Annotated in this window: 26 protein-coding genes; 14 read left to right on the top strand and 12 right to left on the bottom strand. The window is 57.5% G+C overall.

Features of this window, described 5'->3' with window-relative positions:
• Positions 1–33: 33 nt before the first annotated feature.
• The 8 genes from AC0V6U_RS10155 to AC0V6U_RS10120 all read left to right on the top strand — a co-directional run bounded on the left by AC0V6U_RS10155 (position 34) and on the right by AC0V6U_RS10120 (position 5,088).
• A complete protein-coding gene (locus AC0V6U_RS10155; RefSeq protein WP_472643057.1) occupies positions 34–981 on the top strand; it encodes an alkene reductase in 948 nt (315 codons plus the stop codon).
• Entirely contained in the window at positions 953–1,141 is a 189-nt protein-coding gene (locus AC0V6U_RS10150) for a hypothetical protein (protein WP_486169456.1), read from the top strand. The genes AC0V6U_RS10155 and AC0V6U_RS10150 overlap by 29 nt, the downstream gene beginning before the upstream one ends.
• 400 nt (positions 1,142–1,541) lie before the next feature.
• Positions 1,542–2,075 (top strand): TetR/AcrR family transcriptional regulator, encoded by a 534-nt coding sequence (locus AC0V6U_RS10145; RefSeq protein WP_472643055.1) that lies wholly within the window; start codon positions 1,542–1,544, stop codon positions 2,073–2,075.
• A gap of 143 nt (positions 2,076–2,218) precedes the next feature.
• Entirely contained in the window at positions 2,219–2,629 is a 411-nt protein-coding gene (locus AC0V6U_RS10140) for a nuclear transport factor 2 family protein (RefSeq protein WP_472643054.1), read from the top strand.
• Between the two features lie 46 nt (positions 2,630–2,675).
• Positions 2,676–3,242, top strand: a complete 567-nt coding sequence (locus tag AC0V6U_RS10135) for a carboxymuconolactone decarboxylase family protein (RefSeq protein WP_472643053.1) — start codon at positions 2,676–2,678, stop codon at positions 3,240–3,242.
• Positions 3,243–3,391: 149 nt separating this feature from the next.
• Complete coding sequence (locus AC0V6U_RS10130) at positions 3,392–3,826, top strand: VOC family protein (protein WP_472643052.1); 435 nt, start codon at positions 3,392–3,394, stop codon at positions 3,824–3,826.
• A 91-nt stretch (positions 3,827–3,917) separates the two neighbouring features.
• Complete coding sequence (locus AC0V6U_RS10125; protein ID WP_472643051.1) at positions 3,918–4,544, top strand: glutathione S-transferase family protein; 627 nt, start codon at positions 3,918–3,920, stop codon at positions 4,542–4,544.
• A gap of 52 nt (positions 4,545–4,596) precedes the next feature.
• On the top strand, positions 4,597–5,088 hold the full coding sequence (locus AC0V6U_RS10120; protein WP_472643050.1) for a GNAT family N-acetyltransferase: 492 nt from the start codon (positions 4,597–4,599) through the stop codon (positions 5,086–5,088).
• Positions 5,089–5,275: 187 nt separating this feature from the next.
• Here the strand turns inward: AC0V6U_RS10120 and AC0V6U_RS10115 are convergent, their stop codons facing one another.
• The 5 genes from AC0V6U_RS10115 to AC0V6U_RS10095 all read right to left on the bottom strand — a co-directional run bounded on the left by AC0V6U_RS10115 (position 5,276) and on the right by AC0V6U_RS10095 (position 8,789).
• Positions 5,276–6,091, bottom strand: coding sequence for a PAN domain-containing protein (locus tag AC0V6U_RS10115; RefSeq protein WP_472643049.1), 816 nt, complete (start codon positions 6,089–6,091; stop codon positions 5,276–5,278).
• 24 nt (positions 6,092–6,115) lie between these two features.
• Positions 6,116–6,562, bottom strand: coding sequence for a hypothetical protein (locus AC0V6U_RS10110; RefSeq protein ID WP_472643048.1), 447 nt, complete (start codon positions 6,560–6,562; stop codon positions 6,116–6,118).
• A 321-nt stretch (positions 6,563–6,883) separates the two neighbouring features.
• Complete coding sequence (locus AC0V6U_RS10105; RefSeq protein ID WP_486169455.1) at positions 6,884–7,684, bottom strand: hypothetical protein; 801 nt, start codon at positions 7,682–7,684, stop codon at positions 6,884–6,886.
• Positions 7,685–7,765: 81 nt separating this feature from the next.
• Positions 7,766–8,524 carry a hypothetical protein gene (locus AC0V6U_RS10100; RefSeq protein WP_472643046.1) on the bottom strand — a complete coding sequence of 253 codons (759 nt, stop codon included), beginning with the start codon at positions 8,522–8,524 and terminating at the stop codon, positions 7,766–7,768.
• Entirely contained in the window at positions 8,454–8,789 is a 336-nt protein-coding gene (locus AC0V6U_RS10095; RefSeq protein WP_472643045.1) for a hypothetical protein, read from the bottom strand. The genes AC0V6U_RS10100 and AC0V6U_RS10095 overlap by 71 nt, the downstream gene beginning before the upstream one ends.
• Before the next feature lie 557 nt (positions 8,790–9,346).
• Here AC0V6U_RS10095 and AC0V6U_RS10090 point away from each other — a divergent pair.
• The 4 genes from AC0V6U_RS10090 (at position 9,347) to AC0V6U_RS10075 (ending at position 14,445) form a co-directional block, all read left to right on the top strand.
• The gene (locus AC0V6U_RS10090; protein WP_472643044.1) at positions 9,347–10,429 is read left to right on the top strand and encodes a lipase family protein; all 1,083 of its coding nucleotides are present in this window, start codon (positions 9,347–9,349) and stop codon (positions 10,427–10,429) included.
• Entirely contained in the window at positions 10,426–12,105 is a 1,680-nt protein-coding gene (locus AC0V6U_RS10085) for a bifunctional helix-turn-helix transcriptional regulator/alpha/beta hydrolase (RefSeq protein WP_472643043.1), read from the top strand. The genes AC0V6U_RS10090 and AC0V6U_RS10085 overlap by 4 nt, the downstream gene beginning before the upstream one ends.
• Positions 12,106–12,316: 211 nt before the next feature.
• The gene (locus AC0V6U_RS10080; RefSeq protein WP_472643042.1) at positions 12,317–13,567 is read left to right on the top strand and encodes a methylaspartate ammonia-lyase; all 1,251 of its coding nucleotides are present in this window, start codon (positions 12,317–12,319) and stop codon (positions 13,565–13,567) included.
• An 86-nt stretch (positions 13,568–13,653) separates the two neighbouring features.
• Positions 13,654–14,445, top strand: coding sequence for an IclR family transcriptional regulator domain-containing protein (locus AC0V6U_RS10075; RefSeq protein WP_472643041.1), 792 nt, complete (start codon positions 13,654–13,656; stop codon positions 14,443–14,445).
• Between the two features lie 25 nt (positions 14,446–14,470).
• Here the strand turns inward: AC0V6U_RS10075 and AC0V6U_RS10070 are convergent, their stop codons facing one another.
• The 4 genes from AC0V6U_RS10070 to AC0V6U_RS10055 are packed head-to-tail and all read right to left on the bottom strand — an operon-like array spanning position 14,471 to position 17,866.
• A complete protein-coding gene (locus AC0V6U_RS10070; protein WP_486169454.1) occupies positions 14,471–14,758 on the bottom strand; it encodes an FAD-binding protein in 288 nt (95 codons plus the stop codon).
• Positions 14,739–15,881 carry an FAD-dependent oxidoreductase gene (locus AC0V6U_RS10065; protein ID WP_472643039.1) on the bottom strand — a complete coding sequence of 381 codons (1,143 nt, stop codon included), beginning with the start codon at positions 15,879–15,881 and terminating at the stop codon, positions 14,739–14,741. The genes AC0V6U_RS10070 and AC0V6U_RS10065 overlap by 20 nt, the downstream gene beginning before the upstream one ends.
• 6 nt (positions 15,882–15,887) lie before the next feature.
• Positions 15,888–16,991 (bottom strand): NAD(P)-dependent alcohol dehydrogenase, encoded by a 1,104-nt coding sequence (locus tag AC0V6U_RS10060; RefSeq protein ID WP_472643038.1) that lies wholly within the window; start codon positions 16,989–16,991, stop codon positions 15,888–15,890.
• Positions 16,991–17,866, bottom strand: coding sequence for an isocitrate lyase/PEP mutase family protein (locus AC0V6U_RS10055; RefSeq protein ID WP_472643037.1), 876 nt, complete (start codon positions 17,864–17,866; stop codon positions 16,991–16,993). Before AC0V6U_RS10055 ends, AC0V6U_RS10060 begins: the two co-directional genes overlap by 1 nt.
• Positions 17,867–18,008: 142 nt before the next feature.
• On the opposite strand from AC0V6U_RS10055, the gene AC0V6U_RS10050 reads away from it, so the two are divergent.
• Positions 18,009–18,356 carry a hypothetical protein gene (locus AC0V6U_RS10050; protein WP_472643036.1) on the top strand — a complete coding sequence of 116 codons (348 nt, stop codon included), beginning with the start codon at positions 18,009–18,011 and terminating at the stop codon, positions 18,354–18,356.
• 4 nt (positions 18,357–18,360) lie between these two features.
• Positions 18,361–19,458, top strand: coding sequence for a class I SAM-dependent methyltransferase (locus AC0V6U_RS10045; RefSeq protein ID WP_486169453.1), 1,098 nt, complete (start codon positions 18,361–18,363; stop codon positions 19,456–19,458).
• 4 nt (positions 19,459–19,462) lie between these two features.
• On the opposite strand, the gene AC0V6U_RS10040 is transcribed toward AC0V6U_RS10045, so the two are convergent.
• From AC0V6U_RS10040 to AC0V6U_RS10030, 3 genes are read right to left on the bottom strand one after another with little or no spacing between them, the layout of a single operon-like run.
• Positions 19,463–20,623: an FAD-dependent monooxygenase gene (locus AC0V6U_RS10040; RefSeq protein ID WP_472643034.1), complete on the bottom strand. Its 1,161-nt coding sequence runs from the start codon at positions 20,621–20,623 to the stop codon at positions 19,463–19,465.
• Positions 20,620–20,982 (bottom strand): FAD-binding oxidoreductase, encoded by a 363-nt coding sequence (locus AC0V6U_RS10035; protein ID WP_472643033.1) that lies wholly within the window; start codon positions 20,980–20,982, stop codon positions 20,620–20,622. Before AC0V6U_RS10035 ends, AC0V6U_RS10040 begins: the two co-directional genes overlap by 4 nt.
• Before the next feature lie 4 nt (positions 20,983–20,986).
• Positions 20,987–22,219 carry an FAD-binding oxidoreductase gene (locus tag AC0V6U_RS10030; protein ID WP_472643032.1) on the bottom strand — a complete coding sequence of 411 codons (1,233 nt, stop codon included), beginning with the start codon at positions 22,217–22,219 and terminating at the stop codon, positions 20,987–20,989.
• Positions 22,220–22,226 lie beyond the last annotated feature (7 nt).

Here is a 22,226-nt window from a genome sequence, read left to right as displayed (position 1 = left end):
CTCCCAAACCAAGCGAAGAAAGTACCCCCTATTATGACCAATCTTTTTGAACACGGAACCCTTGGCGACATCCAGGTCAAGAACCGCATTTTCATGGCTCCTCTCACCCGCAACCGCGCGCACGGCGATGGTACCCCGCACGAAATGGCGATCAAATATTACACGCAGCGCGCAGGCGCAGGCTTGATCATCACCGAGGGCGCACAAATCAGCCCAATGGGTCAAGGCTATATCAACACGCCGGGCATCTATAACGAACAGCAAAGGGACGCTTGGGCGAAGATCACCCGGTCGGTCCATGCAAATGGCGGCAAGATGGTTGTGCAGCTCTGGCATGTTGGCCGGATCAGCCACACCTCGCTGCTGCCAGGCGGCGCGCAGCCCGTTGCACCATCAGCAATTCAGGCGGCGGCTGACACCTTCACCGAAAACGGCGTAGAAAACGCATCACTGCCAAAGGCTCTGGATATACAAGGGATCAAAGACGTGATTGCCGACTATGTTCATGCAGCGCGCACCGCAATCGATGCGGGCTTTGACGGTGTCGAAGTGCACGCCGCCAATGGCTATTTGCTCAACCAGTTCATCTCTGCCCACACCAATCAGCGCGAAGATGAATATGGCGGCAGCCCCGAAAATCGCGCCCGCCTGTTCCTCGAAGTGGTCGATGCTGTGTCCGCAGAGATCGGTGCTGGCCGGGTAGGTGCACGTGTCTCTCCAACCGGCAAATTCAACGATTTTGCCGATCCAGATGCGGCAGAAAACTATGGCTATATCTATGATGAGCTGGAGCGCCGCAATCTCGCTTACCTGCACGTGGTCGAAGGCTTTCCAGGCCATCCGGTGTCCGAAAGCGAAGACAAATTGCTGAGCGACCTTCGCCGTAATTTCAGCGGCAATTACATCGCCAATGGCAATTACGACAGCGCGGCCGCTTCAGAAGCGATTGCGGGTGACGCCTTCGCTGTCTCTTTCGGCTAAGCCCTATATTGCCAATCCCGATTTGACCGAGCGGTTCAGGGATAATTCCGTCCTGAACGAGGTCGATGAGACGACGCTCTATGACGGGGATGAGAAGGGCTATTCCGACTATCCAACGCAGGACGAAATCTACGTCCGCACTCTCGCTGAGGTTATCTAGCTCTCCGCAATAAGAGAAACTCTTCCAAACAAACCCGGCTGGGTGAACGAGCGATCTAGCAAGCAAGGCGCTCGTTCACCCTCCCAGATTGCCGCAAGGACGGCGCAGGAATTTCACTATGTCACATCACCGCGAAGCGCTGGTTTTCGCACTTCTTGGGTTCATTGTAACGATGACCCTATCGGTGCCACCCATTATCGCTGCACACATCGAAAAGGCTGACAGGATCGAGGCTTATGAGCGCTCGTTTGCTGGCCCGACTGAACCAAGTTCTGACTTCATCAGTTGAAGCTAATAGGTCGCTGTTAGCAAGTCGGTTTTCTATAAAATCTGCACATGTAAGGGCTTGACTCTCAACGCTGAAAGTTTATCTATATACATATAGATTAGAATGAGCATTATGACTGATACAAAGACAAAAATTCTCGACCTTGCAGAAAGCCTTACCCAGACGCGCGGGTTCAACGGCTTTAGCTATATCGATTTGGCAAATGAGATCGGCATTAAGACGGCCAGCATCCATTACCATTTCAAGCTGAAGGATGATCTCGCTGCGGCCTTGGTGGAGCGCCTTCGCGAACAGCATGCGTTAGGTTTTGCCGCAATGGAAGCTGCGAACGAGACGCCGGAAGGGCGCCTGCAGGCTGCCATCGATTACTTCAAAGGCTATCTCGCCAAGGAAGAGTTTTGCATGTGCGGCATGATGGCGGCTGAGCTGCAATCGGTCAGCCCGCGTGTCGCCAGCCTGGTCAAGGCCTATTTCCGCGATTTCGAAGCCTGGCTCCGCAAGCAATTTGAACTCGCAGGTCGAGAAAACGCTGACGAGCTCGCCATCGGCTTTCTCAGCACACTGGAAGGATCGCTCCTCATCGCCCGCCTTACCGGCGATGCCGACGTAATTTCGAAGGCCCTCAAAGGGTATCTCAAAGAATGAGAACCTTTTTCTTCATGGTGACTATTTATATATAGATAGACGCTCTTTACTAAGCTCCATAGAGTTTCTCGGCGCCTCAGGTGCCGCGCGGCTCACCATCCCCCCAGAGGCATCAACGCTTCATTATTGAAAGACCCCAGATCATGTCCAACGCCCCAGCACCTAAAGTCACCAACCCAGAAGAAATCGCTAGCTTTGCGGATTACGAAGCCGTCGCTACTGCGCTGCTGCCCTATATCAAAGCGGCCAAAACAGGTGACGGCGAACTCAGCCGTTCGGCCTTCTACGACCATGCCAATATCGTCGGCTCCATTGGCGGCGAATTTTCGACACCAGATGCCGATGCCTTTGCCGCAGAAGTATCCAAAATCGGCGCATCGCCAGACGTGCAGAGCCGGATCGCATGGATCGATATCTCTGGCCCAGCGGCAGCGGCAAAGGTTGAATTCATCAACTGGGTCGGCCTGCGCTTCACCGACTTTTTCGTCCTCTACAAGCGTGACGATCAGTGGAAGATCAGCGGCAAAGTCTACGATTCCCACTCCAACAACTAACCTCCTTCCCCCTGAAGAAAGCCCCTCAAAAAGGAAACTGAATACAATGACTAACTTTACACAGCACACTCAAGAAACCGCTCCAGAAGGCAGCAAGGAATTGCTCGCTGGCGCTCAGAAAACATATGGCTTTGTGCCCAATCTGATGGCCACTTTGGCCGAGGCACCAACGGCGGTTGATGCCTACATCACGCTGGGCAGAATTTTCGACAAGAGCGATCTCACGCCAACCGAACAGCAGGTCATCCTGATGACGAACAACCGCCTCAACGGCTGCGAATATTGCATGGCGGCTCACACCACCATTTCCTCGATGCAGGGCGTTTCTGCTGATGTGATCGAAGCCCTGCGTGACGGCACCGAACTGGCTGATCCTAAGCTTGAGGCTCTGCGTGTTTTCGCAGCGCAAGTGAACACTCAGCGCGGCTATCTTGAAGATGCGCAGATCGAAGCGTTCCTCGCCGCTGGTTACACCAAGGGCAACCTTCTGGAAGTGATTGTCGGCACCAGCCTCAAGGTGATTTCGAACTACACCAACCATGTGGCTCACACCCCGGTTGACGCGGCTTTCCAGGCCAACACCTGGACCGCTGAGCAACGCGCAGCTGCATAACGACGATAGGCCCGCCGCTTTCCCCTTAGAGCGGCGGGCCTTGCTTTGCGGTTGCTAGCTAGCAAGCACAATCCGTCCCCGTTTTTTCGTGCTCTTTGTTCACGTGTGATGGGGGCAAACCAAAATCCCCGATCACTGAGGAAATACCTTTGACTACTGCAATTGAGCCCTCCGTGGCCCCAAATCGAATTCTGTTCTCAATGCTGCGCGTCAGCGACCTTGAGCGGTCAGTAGCCTTCTATTGCAATCTTTTGGGCATGACCGAACTGGAGCGTGAAACGTTTCCCGATGCCAAATTTACGATCGCCTTGCTCGGATATGGCGACAGAGATCGGCACACCGCCATGGAGTTGACCTGGAACTGGGACAACCAGGGCTACGAGCACGGCACGGCTTATGGGAACATCACCTTGGGGGTAAAAGACGTCTACGCTCTGGAGGCCTTCCTCAAAAAACAGGGCGTCAAAATCCTGCGGCCAGCCGGTGAGATGTCGATGGTTTCAGCTGAAATTGGTCGGACATACACCTTCGCTCATATCGAGGATCCGGATGGGTACCGTGTTGAATTGATGCAAATGCCGTAGTCGCCTCGCGCGAGACTTGGCGGTCTGGCGCGCTCTGTCTTCCGCCAAAGAGCTGGGCTCTTTGGCTCACATTATTTGGAAGCATTTTCTTATGATTGAACTCTACACTTGGGGAACCCCAAACGGTTTCAAGGTCTCGGTTGCCCTTGAAGAAATGGGCTTGGATTACACCGTCAAACCGGTGAACATCGGCGCGGACGAGCAGAAACTGCCTGAGTACCTCTCGATCAATCCGAACGGGCGCATCCCGGCAATTGTTGACCGCGACAATGACGGTTTCGCCGTGTTCGAATCCGGCGCAATCCTGATCTACCTGGCTGAGAAGAGCGGCAAGCTGCTGCCGACAGATGCCAAGGGCCGGTCGGAGGTTCTGCAATGGCTGATGTGGCAAATGGCAGGGCTCGGACCGATGCAGGGTCAAGCCGTCACCTTCCTCAAGTTTTTCCTAGAGCGCATCGAACCAGCGATTGAGCGCTATCAGGCCGAAACGCTGCGGCTGTACGGCGTGCTCGATCAGCACCTTGCGACCCGCGAGTTTCTAGCAGGCGATTATTCCATTGCTGACATCGCCAATTGGTGCTGGGTTCGCTATCACGAATATGCCGAAGTTGAGCTCGATCAATTCCCCAATCTGATCCGCTGGCGTGACCAGATCGAGGCCCGGCCAGCCTCTGCCAAAGGCCTGGCGGTGCCAAATATGGCGGAACCGTCTAAGTAGCGGTGTGCTAGCGTTTTGATGCCTTTGTTTGAAGCTGATCTGAGACTGAGCGATGCCGCCACGGACGTGGAATTTTGAGCCTATAAGCGATGATGATCTGGGCGAAGTGCTTGAGCTTAATCAGCTGTATCAAAAGCAGCTTTCGCCGCTCACAATGGTGCAGCTGCGCGCTCTTCGAGACAGGAGTTCCTACCACCGCAGTGTCGAGGGCGGTAAAGCCTTCATCATCGCTCTCGACGACCAGTCCGCCCACGATGGCGAGAATTTCCGCTGGTTCAAACAGCGCTATGACAGCTTCGTCTATATCGACCGCATTGTCATTGGTGAAAGCCTGCAAAGGCGCGGGCTAGCGGCTGTGCTCTATGAAGACCTCGAGGCCGAGGCGCGTAGCACCGACCGCCAGTATCTTTGCGCAGAGGTAGGCCTAGAGCCGCCCAACGAGGCATCGCTCCAGTTCCACGACCGCCTTGGCTTCGAACGCGTCGGCACCGGCCAAGCGGGCGGCAAGACGGTCCAATACTTTGCAAAAATTATCTCGATTTGAGCCCCAACTAGTTACCTTTGCCTAATCAAAGAATGGCAAGGTGCGAGCAGCGTTCCGATAAGGGAGCTAGTGTTTTCTCATGCCCTTACACATCCGGAGCAATTCTGAATTTGGCTGGCAAACTAAAAGGGGACCCCTTGGAGCCCCCTGATATTGTCTAAGCCAGTTTGCCCCCAAGTCTGTTCGATTACTTGGATTCAGGCTCAAGCATTTCGCCTGGGAACTGCGCATCATCGTCGTCACTCTGAGATGGGTTTTCGTCAGGTGTTTGATCTGGGATTGTGATGGTCTGGCCGCCTGGTCTTTGGAGCACAGGGCGCGGCTTCGGCGTCAAAGTGGCGCGAGGCCTGGGCGCTGTATTGAAGCGCGTTGGCAGACGCGATCCGCGCGGCACGCTAAGCGGGGTTTTGCTGCCCGACAAATAGCCCACCTGCGTATTTGCGGTCAGTGTGCCGTTCTTCGAGAACAGGGTGCACATAGCAGGACCCGACTTGGGCAGAACAGTACGCGGCTTGTGAGTGTAGCCGGTGCAATTGCCATCACGATAACATGCGTCCGAACACGCGATTGGATCTTCATTGAGCACTTTGAAGCTTCTGAGCTTCACCCCGCCTTGAATGGCCCGGCTCGGATAAGGGGTGATTTCATGCACATCGCGCAGAAGGCTTAATTTGGTGCCCGCAACGACTTTGGTGAAGCCATGATCGCGCCGAGCCTGATGGGGAAGCGAAAGCATCCGCAAATAGCAGATTGGCTTACGGTTGGGCGCTTCCTGAAGATACAGATAGGCGTTGCAATTGCTGTCCGCGTCGCATTCTTTTCGGCATGTTGCCGCATCTTGGCCGCGATTGCTCATCGTAATCGTCTTGATGATATTGCCTGGTCGGTAGAGATTGCCCTCTTCGATATAGCCGTTTGAAACGCTGCCGATGGTCTGCGCGACAACTGTGCCGCCTAGGCCGATGCCAATAAGCGCCAGGCAAATTGTGAATAACTTACGCATGATTTCCTCCCTTTGAGGTGAGATTTATTGCTTTGTGATTTGAACGTTTGTGTCGCCGGTCATCTGTGCTTGAGCGACAATCCGGCATTCGCCTTGATCGCCGAGCGTGAGCTGAATTTCGGCGAAGCCCGGAGGGCCGCTAGCGTCAGCGCTGCCGCTGCGCGTCTCCGCCGCAGCCGTGTAAAATGCAGCGACCTGTTCGGGCGTGCTGGCAGTCGTGAAGGTCTTTCCTTCGACATTCATCGGCTGCGCGCTGCTGGCATCGGGGAGCGCAGGCAGATCGCACGGCATGTCGCCGTATTGCGATGCCGCCTCGCGCAATTCCGAGGAGAGCTCTGTTGACGCCTGTTCAATACCCGCCGCCATGTTAGAGGCGTCGTTGATCATGTTCTCTGCCGAAGGTTCGCTTTCGGTGCAGGCGGCAAGGGCGGCAGCGAGCAGCGCGACGGCCGTAATGGCGCGCGCACTCATTGCACGAACCTCACGGTGCCCTTGATGGTCAGACTATCTTGGCTGTAGCCTCGTGCTTGTCCTAGGTTGATTTGGTATCGTGCATTGCTCCCTGAAGTGGCAACCAATTCCATTGAGCCGCCATTCGTGAAGTTGATTGCCTTATCAGTCCCAGCCGAGCTTGGGAGATCACCGACGTAGAAATGAAAGCTCTTATATCCGAATACTTCGTCGCGACTTACCGGATCTTTCTCTTTAAGATTTGTTTGAACTTGCACTTTGATGCGCGACCTCGGGTCATTTAGGCATGCTTGGTCGAGCGGAAAGTCGCGAAGAGCATTGTCACCTAACAATGCAGGTGCTCCTCTGTAGCCAGCCAAAGGTCTGTTTCTCGGTCTGTCGAAAATGCGCGCCGAGCAGCCTCCCAAAAGAGTTCAAAGCACGAGAGCCACTTTGTGTTTCGCAGTATGCATAGATGCCCATCACGCCATAAACGACCGTATCTGCGGTATAGGTTGATCTGATAGTATTGACCGAGACGCGGAACTGACCAGGTTCAAAAGCCGCCGGATAGTCCAACAACTTTGGAAAGCGCCGAGCGAGTGGGTTTCGCTCAGCTTGTCGCTCAGATGCTGCAACTATCCGAGACGTCGACTGTGTCGCCGGCGTCGAACTGCCGGAGTAAAGCGAGCTCGCCCACTTTTGATACTTCGCATTCTGAGTACCCATGAAAGTGCCGATATTACCGTTGCCGCGATAGATGGTGAGGCTTGGTTTAGCAGCGCTTTTTCGCTTACCAGTCCATTGTGTGCCGCTAGTGTTCCAGCTTGGCAGAGCCTGATTGAGCTTTCTCCAGCGGCCGTTGAAGCTCGCGGTTCCGGTCAAGCGCCATTCGAAGTAACCTGAGGTGCCGTCGTCATTGCGGCGATAGACACCGCGCATAGTTTTTCCATCGTCGCTTTTCAGGCCTTCGACGGTGCCCCAACTGCCGTAGTCACCATAGACATATTTGCCGGATTCGTTGAGTTTGACCTCACCATATCTGGTGTCCCATGTGCCCTGCCACTGGGCAAAGGCGCTGGTGCTAGTCATCAATGCCGCGCCGAAGGCAGCGGTCTTCATTATCGTGCGTGCAAGTGTCATCGGATCATCTCCGTTTGATGTTTGTGTTCAGGTTTTTGTGAGAAGGCCCGCAATTCGCCATTGCCGAGCCGCATGCCTCAATCAGTTACCTGAGGGTTCAAGCATTTCGCCGGGGAATTGCTGATCTGCGCCAGGGTCTTCGCCGCCTTGATTATAGTCCTCGTAAACGACCTCTGGCGGGTCACAACTGTCGTAATAGTCGCTGCCCAGAACCCAGCGCCGCTGGCTGTCATCGATGGTGCTCCACATATCGGCAAAGCCCATTTCATTGGCGCGGACATAGACATCCTCGCGCACTTTGGAGTTGGAGCGCGCGCCGCTCCAGTTCACTTTGGAGCTGGATGAAGGAACTCCGCTCTTGGTCCAGGTCCAGGTGCCTTGGAACCCGTCGCCATCGCTGCGAAATTCGACAAAGCCGTGATTGCGGCGCGGGCTGAAATATTGGAACGTCCCGCGCATAGTGGTGCCGCCATCGTGGACGCAGCCTTCAAAATACCCGCGCTTGGCATATTCGCCGAACACACGGCGACCATCCTGGATCAGGCGGATTTCGCCGTAATTCGTATTGAAGGTTCCGGTCCATTCATCGCCGGCAATGCTGAAGCCCGGGCCAAAACCAGTGTCGCCCTCAGTTTCGAAAGCGACGGATTGCGACGGGGTGACGCCTTCAAATGCCCAGCGCGAGGCAGGGCCGTCTTTGACATCCCAGAAATCAGCCCAATAGTTCGCGCGGCCTACCGCATAGACGAGGTTTGGAATTTCCGCAGCTTTAAGAGAACCGCTCCAATTGCCGCGAGTGTAAGAGACAGGTCCATCGCTCGGCCCAGCTCCATCCGCCATCGAAACTGTCTCCGCTGCGGACGAACTCGATATAGCCATTCCGATTGCGGCGAGAATTGTATTGGAAGGTGCCGCGCAGGCGGTTGCCATCGTCTGACACGCGCCCTTCGAAATAGCCGCGCTTGGCGTAGTCGCCATAGACCCGCTCACCCTCTTGGATAAGGCGTAGCTCGCCGTGTTGGCTATCCCACGTGCCGGTCCAGTTGGCATGGGCGACCCCAGTGGTCGACATTAAGATGCCAACGAAAGCGGTAAATTTATACATGGCTCGCATGGTTTATGTCTCCTGTTTAACTGGAACGGAGAGATAGAATCGGCGAGAAAGCGCGTCATACGTCAAATGGTGTATGCGCTTAATTTTGTTGTTGTTTAGTCTGTGATTACAGATCGCAAATCAGGAGCAAAGAAGTGAAACTGCCTTTTCGCATCATGCAAATTTTCGCCCTTGTCGCGGCCAGCCTCATGTCGAGCGCGGCTATGGCGCAGTGGCAGGGCACGTGGGACACTAGATATGGCGATGTGAAACTGCATCAAACCAAAAATCACGTCTACGGTGACTATGGCAGTTGGGGCACAATCGAAGGGCTCGTAAGCAAGGACCGTCGGACGGTTCGCGGAGTTTACCGCCGCAATGATGACGGTTCCTCGGGCTATTTTGAATGGCGGATTGTCACCGCGAAAGGCTTCTCCGGCCGCTGGGCCAGCCCGCAAAAAGCACTACCGGTTTGGAACAAGAGCGGCACAAATTGGACAGGCACGCGTAAGAGCGCTGCCAAACCACGTCTAAGTGTCTATCGCGGGAATGGCAGCATAGGCGATTTTATGGGCGCGCAGCAGGTTAAATACCAGCGCTGGGCACGCGCGCTTTTCAGCGATGATGATAAGCCCGCGCCCTCGCCAGCACGAGCAGTGCCATCACTCCCGGCTGGGTATGACCCAGCTCCTGCCTTCACTCCGAGTAAACTGAAGACTGCATTCGAATTGCAACGGCATGTCCAGGCGATCTCGAAAAAGAACGCAAACGGCAAGACCGGCGAACAGAATGCAAGAGAAGCCTATCAGAGGTTGGGCTGGGAGTTGCTTGGCGGCGGCATTATCAATGAGACAGGTGCAGACAGGTCTAAGCTTCGCGCCGCAGTTGCAAAGAAAGGCAATGCGATCGTTGTCGCTTTTCGCGGCACAGGCGGTGACAACAAATGGGAGTCGTTCAAGACCGGCGTCTTGGTGGATGCGAGGATCAAGTTGGTCTCGCCTTTGCTCATCCCGCAGGATCGCCGCAATAATGCCAAAGTGCACAAAGGCTTCCTGACAGCTTACCAGCAATTACGGCCGCAAATTCTCAATGCTCTCAATGGCCAAAAAGGCCAGCATTTGTTCGTGACCGGACACAGTCTGGGCGGCGCAATGGCGCAGTTGATGGCATGGGATATGGCGGTGAACCACCGCCGAGACTTCAAGACAATAACAAATATCACGTCGGGCGCACCGCGGGTTGGTGATGCGGCGTTCAAACGTGCTTATGAATCCTCAGTCACGGACAACCTTCGGATCATCGTCAACCGTGATCCAGTTCCGACGATCCCTTGGAAAGACGGCGCTTATGTGCATGCCGGCAAAGCGTTGATCATCGGCCTGACAGATGGTGTGTTGCTGCAGCACAAGGATCATCAAGTCCGCGCTTCGTACGCTGGTTTTGGAGACTATCACGACAATGTCGGATATTATCACGCTGTACGCATGCTCTCAGATCGTGCACCCAACAACAGTCGGCTTAGTCCCAATGGAGGACGATGGGCCCGTGACGCGGCGCAAAGCTGGTACGACCTGAGCAAAGAGAAACCCAGCCGCGTTCGTGAACGGGCAAAGGGTGCCGCTAAGAAAATCAAAGGGATTTTCGACAGATGACCGAGCCGCGCAATTCCGATCCGCTTGATACGACCAGCATTCGTATCATTGAGGCAGGGTATCGTAGCATCAATGATCCAACCGCATTTGACGATTTGGTCAGTGCTTGGAAATCGCGCATCGATGCGGTGCGGGATGGGTCAGCAAATCGGCTATTGACACCGGCTCTTGAGCGGCACTGCGATGAGCTGATCAGACTGCTCGATACCTTTCAAAACACCCTTCACTTTAACGAGCACGATACGTTCGTCAGGCAAGCGCTTGGCCCTGCCTTTGTAGTAAGCGCGAGCGGCACGATCATTGCCCTTAACGAAGACGCAGCGACGCATTTCGGCCTTGCAGTCGGTCAACGATCGGACTTCGGCTTTCTGGCACACGAATCCGAAGCGGCGCTCCGATCGATGCGGGACGCCTGCACCAACAGAGGCAATGCTCGGCGAGCGATCTTGCGGACAGAGGGCGATGATGAGCGCCTTCTGCTGCTCGATGCGCAAATGATCTCGGCCGCCAGCAGCAGCGATCCAGCCATCGGCCTGAAGCTGATTGGATTTGATTGGAGTGATGCGGTTCATGATCTGATGATGCTGGCCTTCGACCTCAGTGACGCCGAAGCGCAAGTGGTTGGAATGCTATACAAGCACGCTGATCTATCCTCGGTTGCGAAGGCCCGCGGAACGAGCGTTCGCACAGTCCGCACACAGTTGCATCAGGTGTTCGAAAAGACCGGCGTGAGCGGACAAGTCGAACTGGTGCGAATGGTCTCATTGATCTGCGCGCAGGAAAACAGTCGCAATTCGCCGCTCGCTTCATGGCGCGATCCATTGGACCGCGAGCAGTTCTTTCTCGACAAATCAGGGCGCAAGGTTTGCTGGACGTGGATGGGGGCCGAGGACGGCGAGTCTGCATTGCTGTGCCACGGCCCGCTCACAGGACACATCCTGCTGCCCGAAATTCAGCGCGACTTGGCGGCTGCTGGGATCAAACTCTATGCTATCGTGCGTCCGGGGTTTGGCCACAGCGATCCCGGAGAAAATGACGCAGCGCATCTCGACGGCGCTGACGCCATTATCGCACTGGTCCAACATCTCGGCCTTCGAGGCGTCACGGCCGTGGGATTGGTCAATGGGATCATTCCCCTGCTCTTTGCCAAGCGGCAGGAACCGGGACTGTTTAAGAACCTACTGTGCATCGGATCGAGTACACCGATTGCTGCGCTCAATCAGGAAAGCTTGCCGAAGCTGCAAAGCACAATCTTTCGGCTCGCCAGCTCTTCAAACGAAGCATTCGAAGCCTTTGTGCGCACCGGTTACCGGGCCGTGATGGCAGGCGGCCCGGAATACTTCCTATCGCGCATGTATGATGGTTCTCCGGCGGATCAGCGCATTTTGCAGGATCAGGATGTCTTCGCTCTGTTGAAGGCCTCAACCGCAATGGTCGCGACGCAGGGCCACCGCGCCTTCTACAGCGATATGATCATGTCGATGCTAGATTTTGGCGATTTGATGCAGAATTCCGGTGGCCTCACAATGCTGGCGGGCACTGCAGATCCGGTCTACGAATTTACTTCGGTTAAGGCCTTCGGCCACAGTGCGGGCATCAATGTCGCCCCCATTGAAGGCGCTAAGCCAAACCGTTTGCCACAGCCACCCAGCCCAGACCGCTCAGGCTATTATTGACGCTGTGCAGCGGCGATAGACGATACTTCCTTGCCGAAGGCGGCTTTTTTGGGAATCATTCCCTCGATTATTAGAAATTGGCTTTGACATTGTTCGAAACCACTAACCGACAAGCGAACAGTGCTCCCTCGCTCGCTTTGCTTTGCGGCTGTGTGCTGCGACGCGCGCTGGGTGATGCAATCCGCTGGCCAGCAAGGAGCTTTGAGCGCGCATGTCCCAGATCGTCGATGCTATTTTGGCGCCAGCGTCAGGTTCTTATTTTTACGATGATCAGGCGGCGATCCGTTCGGGGCTGACGCATGATGGCTTTGCTTATGATGGCGCGCCGCTCACGCCTGGTTTTGACAAGGTGCGGATCCCCTCAGCCGCGCTGGGAATTGGTCTGGTGCTGGATGATGGCGCGGTCGTGTGGGGCGATATGGTCAGCGTGCAATATTCCGGCGCCGCGGGGCGCGATCCCTTGTTCGACCGCGATGCCATCGCCGAGATGTGCCGCGAGGTGATCATCCCGCAATTGATCGGCCGGGATAGCGCCGATGTTGCCGGCAATTGCGAGGCCTGTTTTGCGCGGGAAGATGGCGCGCCGGTTCCGATGGCGATCCGTTACGGCGTGAGCCAAGCGCTGATCAGCGCGGCAGCGCATGCGAAGAAATGCACCATGGCCGAGGTGATTTGCGGCGTGTTCGGCGAGCCTTTGCCGAGTGAGCCGATCCCGATTTTCTCGCAAAGCGGGGACGAGCGAAAGCTCAATGTCGACAAGATGATCTTAAAAGAGGTCGATATTCTGCCGCATGGCCTGATCAATTCGCGCGAGAAATTTGGGCAGGATGGTGCGGTGTTCCTCGATTACATCCGCTGGGTCGCGGCGCGCACTCAGGAGCTGGGACAGCCGGGATACAAGCCCAAATTGCACTTTGATCTTTACGGCTGGATCGGGTTGGGGATCAGCAAAGACCCGGTCGAGGTGGCCGCCTTTATGGCGCGCTGCGCCGAGGCGGTGCCGGGCTATGAGCTGCTGATCGAAAGCCCGGTTGATTATGGCGACCGCGCCGAGCAAATCGGGAAATATGCGGAATTGGTGACTGAGCTCGACCGGATCGGCACGCCAGCGCAGGTCGTTGCTGATGAGCATTGCAACAATTTGGCCGATGTGCTCGATTTTTGCGATGCGCGCGCGGCGCATGTGATCCAGGTCAAAACCCCCGACGTTGGCAGCTTGCTCGATACGGCGCGGGCGATTGCCTATGCCAAGGACAGCGGCATTGGCGCCTATTGCGGGGGCACCAGCGCGGAGACGGATTTGTCTGCGCGGATTTGCGTCCATGTCGCGCTGGCGATGCAGGCGACCATGATGCTGGCGAAGCCGGGTATGGGCGTGGACGAAGGCATTTGCATCGTTGGCAATGAGCAGAACCGGGCGCTGGCTCAGCTGCGCCATAAGGCGGCCCAAGCGCAGCGCTGACGCTTCCCGGCGCCGCTCCCAACACAGCTATTGTCTCATTCGCCCAGACGTTCTATCCGCATAGCGGTTAGATTTGGGAGGCATGGATGGAGCGGGGCGTACCAGTCAGAGCGATCAGCCGGGGATTTGCGGTGTTGTCCGCGATCAGCCGCGATGGCCCGATCACATTAATGGGGGTCTCACGCAGCGCCGAGGTGCCCTATGCGACCGCTTGCCGGATCGTTCAGACCTTACTGCACGAAGGGCTGATTGAGCGCGAGCCGGGGCGCAAACGCTACCGGGTTACTGCTCTCGTTCAATCGCTGGCGACGGGCTTCCAACAAGAGGATTTGCTGGCGGCAGTTGCGCGGCCATTCCTTGAGGAATTCTGCCGCGATGTCGGCTGGCCGATCTCCATCGCGACGCGGGTGGGCACGCGGATGATGGTGCGCGAATCGACGCATAAGATGACCTCGCTGACCTTCACCAATTACTATCCCGGCTTCACCCTGCCGATTGCGGAATGCGCGACGGGCAAGGCCTATCTCGCCAATTGCGAGGCGGATGAGCGCGAGATGGTGAAAGATGCGCTGGAGGCGACGGATAACGAATCTGCGCAAACCGGCCTGTTGCTGCTGTCCGACGGGGTGGCTTTGCAGAACATTCGTGAGGCGGGCTATGCGCTGCAGGCGCGCAACCTGTATAATTTTGAGCCGGGCAAGACGTCGTCTCTGGCGGTGCCACTGCGCGATATTGAAGGCCGCCTGATCGGCTCGATGGCGCTGATTTACTTCGCCTCTGCGATCAAGCCGAACGAGGCGATTGAGCAGTTCCTAAGCGGAATGCAGGCGACGGCCAAACAAATCAGCCAAGCGGTTGGCGTGGGCGAGCTCGCTTAAGTCATCAAGCCAACGCCGCCGCGCTCTATTTCTGAGTGATCACCTGCGCGGCGTGTTCGCCTGCAAGCCGCCCCAGCGTGGTCGCGGTCATCAAGCCATTGCCAGCCAGATAGCCATCGGCGCCGGGGCCAGAGATGCCGCGTGCGGCGCCGCCGCCAGCATAGAGGTTGGGGAAGGGGGAGCGGTCGGCGCGCAGCACGCGGGCGTGCTCGTCCACTTCCAACCCGCCTTGTGTGTGGAACAAGGCGCCGGTGACTTTCACCGCGTAAAATGGCGCGGACAGTTTCACTTTGCTAGGCAAAGCTGCGGCCAAATTGGTCGCGCTCCTCGCTGTCGACCAGCCCCCATGTTTCCTCGACCGTTTCGACTAGGCCTGCGGCGTCTATGCCTGCTTTTTCGGCCAATTCCTCAAGCGTGTTTGCAGTGATCAGGCACCCGGCTGATTTGGCCTGCTGATAATCGTCAAACTGCTCCATTATCTCGTGGCGGGCGGCATCGTAAATGCTCCATGCGACGTGGCCCTCTTGCTGGAGGACTTCGACGGCCTGCTCTGAATAACCGGAGGCTTCATTGGCAAAGCGCTTGCCCGCGCGGTTCACTTGGACGCCGCCTTCCGCGATCAGCGGCCACAGGATTGGGATGCCGTAACCGGCGGCGAGCCCGGCGTGCCCTTGATAGGATGACAGATCGGCCATGGCCGCGCCCAAATCGCGGCCCCAGGCAATTGCGTGGCCTTTGTTGCCCGGATGGCCGTGGAAGGTCGCGTGCTCCAGCTCCGGGATCAGCTCGCTGACCATGTCCTGATTGCCTGCAAAGCCGCAGCAAGCGAGGATCAGCGCCTCGCAGCCGATCGTGTCCTCAGAGCCATCAGGGCGGGTACAACCAACCGCTATGATCCGGTCATCTTTGTTCACATAGAGCTTGTCGACGGTGCTTTCGGTGAAGATGTCGACCCCCGCGTCTTCGCAGGCGGAGGACAGCGCACCCATCAATTCACCGCCAGAGCGGCTGGGCATGCCGTGCATGCGGCGCACAGAATGGCCGGGATATGTGAAGCCTTCGACCAAGCTCAGGCCCAGCTTGTGCTTGCCTGCCAGCCAGTCGATTGTCGCGGCGGATGCTTCGGCCAGATGCGTCACCAGCTCGCTATCCACCTGCCCCTTGGTCTTGCCGACAATGTCGCTTGCGAACAGTTCGGGCGTGTCCTCGACCCCGGCGGCGCGCTGGATCGCGCTGCCTGCGGCGGGGATCAGGCCGGTCGACATGGAGGTGGTGCCCAGCGGCTGGCGGTCGCGTTCGACAACCAGCACATCAATGCCCGCATCGCGCACGGCCAGAGCCGCGCACAGGCCGGTGCCGCCGCCTCCCACCACCACGACGGGGATGTCCATAATCGTGTCGGCGTCGTCAGTGCGGATGATTTCGATGGCGCTCATAATGTGTCAGGCTCCAAAGGTAAGGACCGGTTTGATAACGCTTTTATCGCGCATCGCCGCAAAGGCATCGGCGATGTTTTCAAACGGGAATGTCTCAATCAGGCGGTCAAACGGCATCTGACCATTTTGAAAATAATCGATCAAGCGGGGCAGGAATTCATGCGGGACCGCGTCCCCTTCGATCACGCCGACGATCCGTGTGGTGAGGAAGGATATGCCGCCGGGATGCTGGATCGGGTCTTCAAATCCGCCAGGCAAAGTGAGCGTGCCGAGTGTTCCTCCGGGCCGCAAAGCGTGGACCGATTGCTCAAAGGTGTGCTGCGTGCCTGCCGCATCCAGCACGCCCGCTGCGCCCACTGCGGTGATCTGTTTGATCGCGCCGGACAGGTCCGTGATGCTGCCATCCAGAGTGTGCGTCGCGCCCAGCTCCTTGGCGAGTGTCAGCCGGTCTTCCTCCAGGTCAACGCCGATGATCGGATCGCAGCCGATGATCTTTGCCGCCATGATGGCCGCGAGCCCAACCGTGCCGCAGCCGATGATGACGATGGGTTCGCCGGCCTTTACATCGAGCTGGTTGAACACTGCGCCAGCCCCGGTCTGAATGCCGCACCCCAGCGGCGCGGCGGCGACAAAATCGAGAGTGTCCGGAATTTTCACGGCATTGCGTTTTGTCACCAAAGCATGGCTGGCAAAGCAGCTCTGCTGGAAGAACGCGCCGCCAACAGCGCTCCCGTCTGGCCGGGTGAAGACGGGGCGCTGGCAATCGCGCTTCCCCTCTACATTCAGCGCGATTCCATCGACGCAATAGGCTGGCCGTCCGGCGGTGCAGACCGGGCAAGTCCCGCAATAGCCAAAGGTCGCCGCCACTCGGTCGCCAATCGCAAAATCGCTTACGTCCCTGCCGAGCGCGATGACTGTGCCAGCGCCTTCATGCCCGAAAACGCGCGGTTCATTGGACCATTCCGCAATGCCCAGATCAGTGTGGCAAATGCCAGCGGCGGCAACTTTGATCACCATTTCATCGGGCGCGGGATCATCGAGGAGCAGGGTCTCTATGCGCGGCGGCGCACCGCCTCCTTCACACACGGCTGCTTTGATCTCACGCGGCATTACGGGGCTCCGTGGCGATCCTGAAATGCGACCACATCATCCATCCCTAGCAAGCGCGACATTTCTTTAAAGTCGAACATGTCGCTGTGCTCAGTGTTGGGATTGCCAGCGGCGAGGTTCTGATAAAATTGCAGCGCTGCCTGCGCCGCGCTGAGCGGAGCGCCAGCGGGATAGATCACCAATTTGACGCCGAGCTCCTGATAGCGCGCTGGCGAGAGGATCGGGGTGAAGCCGCCATGCGCCGCGTTGAGCAGCAGAGGTTTGTCCACCGCGGCGGCTGCGGCCGCGATTTCTTCTTCGGACTGAGGCGCTTCCAGGAACAGGATATCCGCTCCAGCTGCTGAGTAAGCGTGCAGCCGGTCAATCGCTGCCTCCAGCCCTTCGGTCCTGCGCGCGTCTGTCCGAGCGATCACCAGCATGTCGCCATCGCCGCGCGCCTCAACCGCGACGCGCACGCGCCGCTGCATCTCTTGGGTTGCGACCGATTCCGCCCGCCCGACATGGCCGCAAATCTTGGGAAAGCCTTGATCCTCCAGCTGCATCGCGGCGATCCCGGCGCGCTGATAGGCTGCCACGGCGCGGTCGAGATTGGTGAGGCTGCCAAAGCCTGTGTCGGCATCCGCGATCACGGGAATGCCCGCCTTTTGCGCGAACCGGCCAAAGATTGAGAGAAAGTCGCTCGCCCCGGCGATACCTACATCGGGCTCACCCAAGGCAGAGGCCGTGCCCCAATAGCCGGAGGCATAGACTGCGCTGAAACCCGCCTGTTTCGCCATCAACAGGCTCATATGATCGTAAATGCCCGGCGCGACCACAATGTCGCCGCTCGCCAGCTGGCTGCGCAGGTCGTTCGTCTGGGATTGCTGTGTGCTCATACGAAAGGCTCTTGCGCCAGTGCGGTATCAAATGGGATATTCTGAACGTTGGTATCCATCATGCGGATGAATGGGCGATCTGAGTGGCGTTTCGAACCCGCCCCGGCCAGTGATTTGCATGACACAAAAGGAATGAGCGCAAATGGAAGAACAGCTTCGCGAAACTGAAGTCCCGATCGAGCTCGGAGAAGAGATCACTGGGCGCGGGCGGATCTATTTTGACAATGTCGTGACCGACAATATTCTCGATGCTCTGCTGGAGCTGTCGGCGGCGGTGTGGACCAACCAGGACCGCGTGCTGGTGCTGGAAAAAATCCTTGAGGAAAAGGGCATTTCCGTCTCAGCAGAGATCGAGGCGCATATGCCCGATCAGGAAGAGATCGCCCGCCGCGCAGAAGCGCGCGATGCCTTTGTCGATCAGGTTTTCGGAGCGTTCTTGCGGCGTCCGACCCACAATATTGCCCAAGCGGCTGACACTGAACAGGAGTGAGATGATGGATCGCGGTACAATAGGAGTTTTGCCTCGTCCGACCACTTTGGCCGATGAGAGCTATCTGGAATTCGTCACGTCATTCCGGAAATTCGCCATTCAGCGCGGATTTCCGGTGATGGCGGCTAATGGGGAGGCGGCTCTTAACGAGGCGCTGGAGAAGGGCGAAGTTGCAAAGCCCGCCAATGATGGCGAAGTGCCGCTGAGCGAGATCAAGCGCGTCTTCAAAGAAGTGCCGTTCACGCCGACCTGGCAGCGTTTTGTCCGCTCTCAGCAGGAAATGATGTGGCGCGGCACGCGCAAATCCTTCCTGCGCAAGGCCGACCAGCTGCTCGAAGATATGGATGCCGCTGAGAAGTCTAATCCCGGCAACATTCATTACGATCCGAGTTTTGAGCCGCCCAAATACACTCGCTGCGAAATTCACTGCCAGCCGGGCGGCTATACCGACGATCCGCTGGGCGGGGCGGTCTATCACTACGGCACGAAGATTTTCTACGAAGGCTTCAACGACCAGGATGAGCTGCACATTGAGCTGGCGGAGAAGACCACCAAGCCTGCTGATGGCAAGATTGAGAATGTCCTCGATATTGGTTGCTCCATTGGTCAAGCGACCATGGTTCTTAAAGACCTCTATCCTGATGCAGAAGTTTGGGGCCTCGACGTTGGCCTGCCGCTGATCCGCTATGCGCATATGCTGGCGACAGAGCGCGGCAAGGACGTGCATTTCAAGCAGGCGCTCGCTGAAGACAGCGGCTTTGCTGATGATCAGTTCGACATGATCCTGTCCTACATCCTCTTCCACGAAGTGCCGGTGAAGAAGATGAAGGAAATCCTCGCTGAAATGTTCCGCGTTTTGCGGCCGGGCGGGGTGTTCTCGATCTACGAATTCCCGAACAACAATGACAAAGTTCAGGTGCCAGCAGGCCACCGGTTCATGATCGACAATGACAGCCGTGACAATTGCGAGCCGTACTCGCCTGCCTTCGTCGCGAGCGATTTTAAGGGAATTCTGGAAGATACTGGCTTTGTGATCGAAGAAGGTCCGGCGGTCTCTAACGCCTTCCTGCAATCGCTGATCGCGCGCAAGCCAGAGGCCTAAACCCTCAGGCGCGTGTCAGCGCGACAGTCGCCGGATCATAGGCGAAGATGCCCAGCGCATCTTCGTCCTTGATCGGGGTGTCGCGGAACATGTCCGGGTCGATCGCTTGCAGGCGCTCTCCGCCTAGATTGCTTTCACGCTGCAAGGTTGATGCTCGCTCAATGCGGCTGGCGACATAGCACTCGAGCGCGCTGTCCACGTCTGGGCATTCGGCAAATGCCCGGCCCAGAACCACGCCATCTTCAATCGCGCAGGATGCGCCCTGGCCCATGTATGGCAGCATTGGGTGCGCTGCATCGCCGAGCAAGACCGTACGGCCGGAGCGCCAGTTCTCCAGCGGCTCACGGATGAACAGGCCCCAGCAGAACAGCTCCTCCTCCGGCACCTTCTCCAACACATCGCGCACATAAGGTGCAAAGCCTTCATATTTGGCGAGCAATTGCGCTTTGTCGGCCTTTACTGACCAGCCTTCATCAACCCAGCCATCCGCTTTTGACAGAGCGACAACATTGACCAGCTCCCCTTTGCGAACGGGATAGGTGACCATATTGCGGCCCAGCGCGAGGTGATTGATGTTGAGCGGTTCGGCCGAACGCGCACTGAGCTCGCTGGCGGGAATGAGGCCGCGGTAGGCGATATGCCCGCTAAATTCTGGCGGCTTGGAATCGAACAGTGCATCGCGCACGACCGAGCGCAGACCATCGGCAGCGATCACGGCGTCTGCCTCCGCCACTGCGCCATTTTCGAACGTCAGCGTGACGCCGTCTTCGCGCGAGGCGATGCTTTCCAGCCCATGATCCATCACGCAGTTTTCAGCGCCAAAGGCCTGGATCAATGCCTCCAGCAAGTCTGCCCGGTGCAGCTGCAAATAGGGCGCGCCATAGGTCTCGCGGGTCTTACGGCGGTCAATCGGTTGCAGCAATTCGCCGGTCTCGCCGTGGCAAAGCTGCTGCTCAATCGGCTCGTTAGAATTGCTGTCCAGAAACTCACCCAGGCCCAGCGACCTTAGGCCGTGGACCGCATTGGGCGACATAGAGATGCCTGCGCCCACTTCGCCAAACTCAGGCGCTTTTTCATAAATGCGGACCTGAAACCCGGCCTTTTTGAGAGCAATCCCCGCGGTCAAGCCGCCAATACCCGCACCGATGATGGCGATTTGCGTCATAGTCCAAGGGCTCCAGGATTGATGATATTATCTGGATCAAGCCGGTGTTTCAGATCTTTGAGCAGAGTGGCTTCACCGTCTTTCTTGGCGCTGAGGCAGGGGTAGAGCCGCCCGATCTGGAAGTGACTGCTGCCGTGCTCGCGCATCAGGCTGACGATAGCGGCGATGATCTCTTCGACCAGAGCGCGTGCTTGCGGGTTGGCGGGATAGTCCTGCAATTTGCCGTCCAGATCATCGGGCGTCATTCTTGCGTGATAGCCATATCGCTCATCCGGCCAGTAAAATACGGGTTCGTAGAGCATGCCGATACCGGCGATGGAGGCGAAGAATTCCGCGATCGTGACGCCCGCGGCTTCCATACGCTCAGCAAAGCGGTCTTTCAGCGCTAAATAATCGCGGTGAAATGAGCCAAGAGCAGGGGTGGGGAAGATGCCGTGGATCGGCAGCATCCATGCGGCCATCGGGATGGGTTACTGGCAGGTCGGGGAAGGGCTCTGCCCGCGTCATCAGCGGGACGGTGTTGACGATCTCATCGCCGCCCTTGGCAAAGCTGCGAATGGCCTTGATCCGGCTACCCAGCGCCGCCTTATCGCGCGCCTCAACCACGAAATGCGCGGTGTAATGCGCTTTCTCCATAAACCGCCGCCCGCCCAGCGCGACGCTGGCCATCCGGCTGACTGCGGACAGGGGATTGCCAGCGGACGCGCCGATCCTAAACATCGCCTTCATATCGGACATCAGATCAGGCTGGCCAGCATTTTGCCGCGCAACTTCGGCGTCCATTGCGATCATCTCGCTGGAGAGACGCCGCGCAGTCACCTCGTGGAACATGCGAGCCATGGCATCAAAATCATCGAACGCAAATGACAGGCCGGAGACGACTTCGGCTCGCGGCTCTGTTTCGAGCGTGACGGCGGTTTTGATCCCCATTGCTCCGGCATCATTGGCGAAGATGCCGGTGAGGTCGGGGCCATAGTTGCGATTGTGGGCCGTGGTCGCATGGTGAGCATCAGAGCCGGTGTTCAGCACTTCGCCCGTGCCCGTCACAATCTCAAAGCTTTTGACGGCATTGGCCGATGCGCCGGTGTGGCCCGAGCCGAAGGTGACGGTGCCCTGGCTCATCGATCCGCCTAGCGTCGCTCTGACGCCTGACATCGGTCCCCAAAAGCGCGCGCGGAGGCCGTGCTTTGCGAGCGCCTCATCAAGCTTTGCCCAGGTGCAGCCGGATCCTGCGGTGACATGGCCGGAGGCGGGATCAATCGGCGCAATCTGATCGAGCCGCGAGCTGTCGAGCAGGACAGAGCGGCAGCCGCGCGGCTGAAACGCTTCCGTGTAAGACATTCCTCCACCACGCGGATAAATCGCGATGCCATTTTTGCGGCAGAGTGTCACCAGCTGCGCGACTTCGTCCGTCGTTCTTGGCCGGACAACCGCCAATGGCAGCTCGCCTTGGAAGAACAGGTCTTCGCTGTAGAAACGCCGGTCGCTTTCCTCGGTAAGTGCGCCTTCTTCCCCGCAAATCGCGATGATCGAGGCGACAAAACCATCGGCCTCAGATGCGGCTAGGGGCGGATTTTCTGTTTCAAGCGTTTCCATTCACAGC

Source organism: Erythrobacter sp. W36, assembly GCF_057364935.1.
Note: the sequence above shows the minus strand (reverse complement) of the source record. Positions and strands in the feature narration are given on the sequence as shown.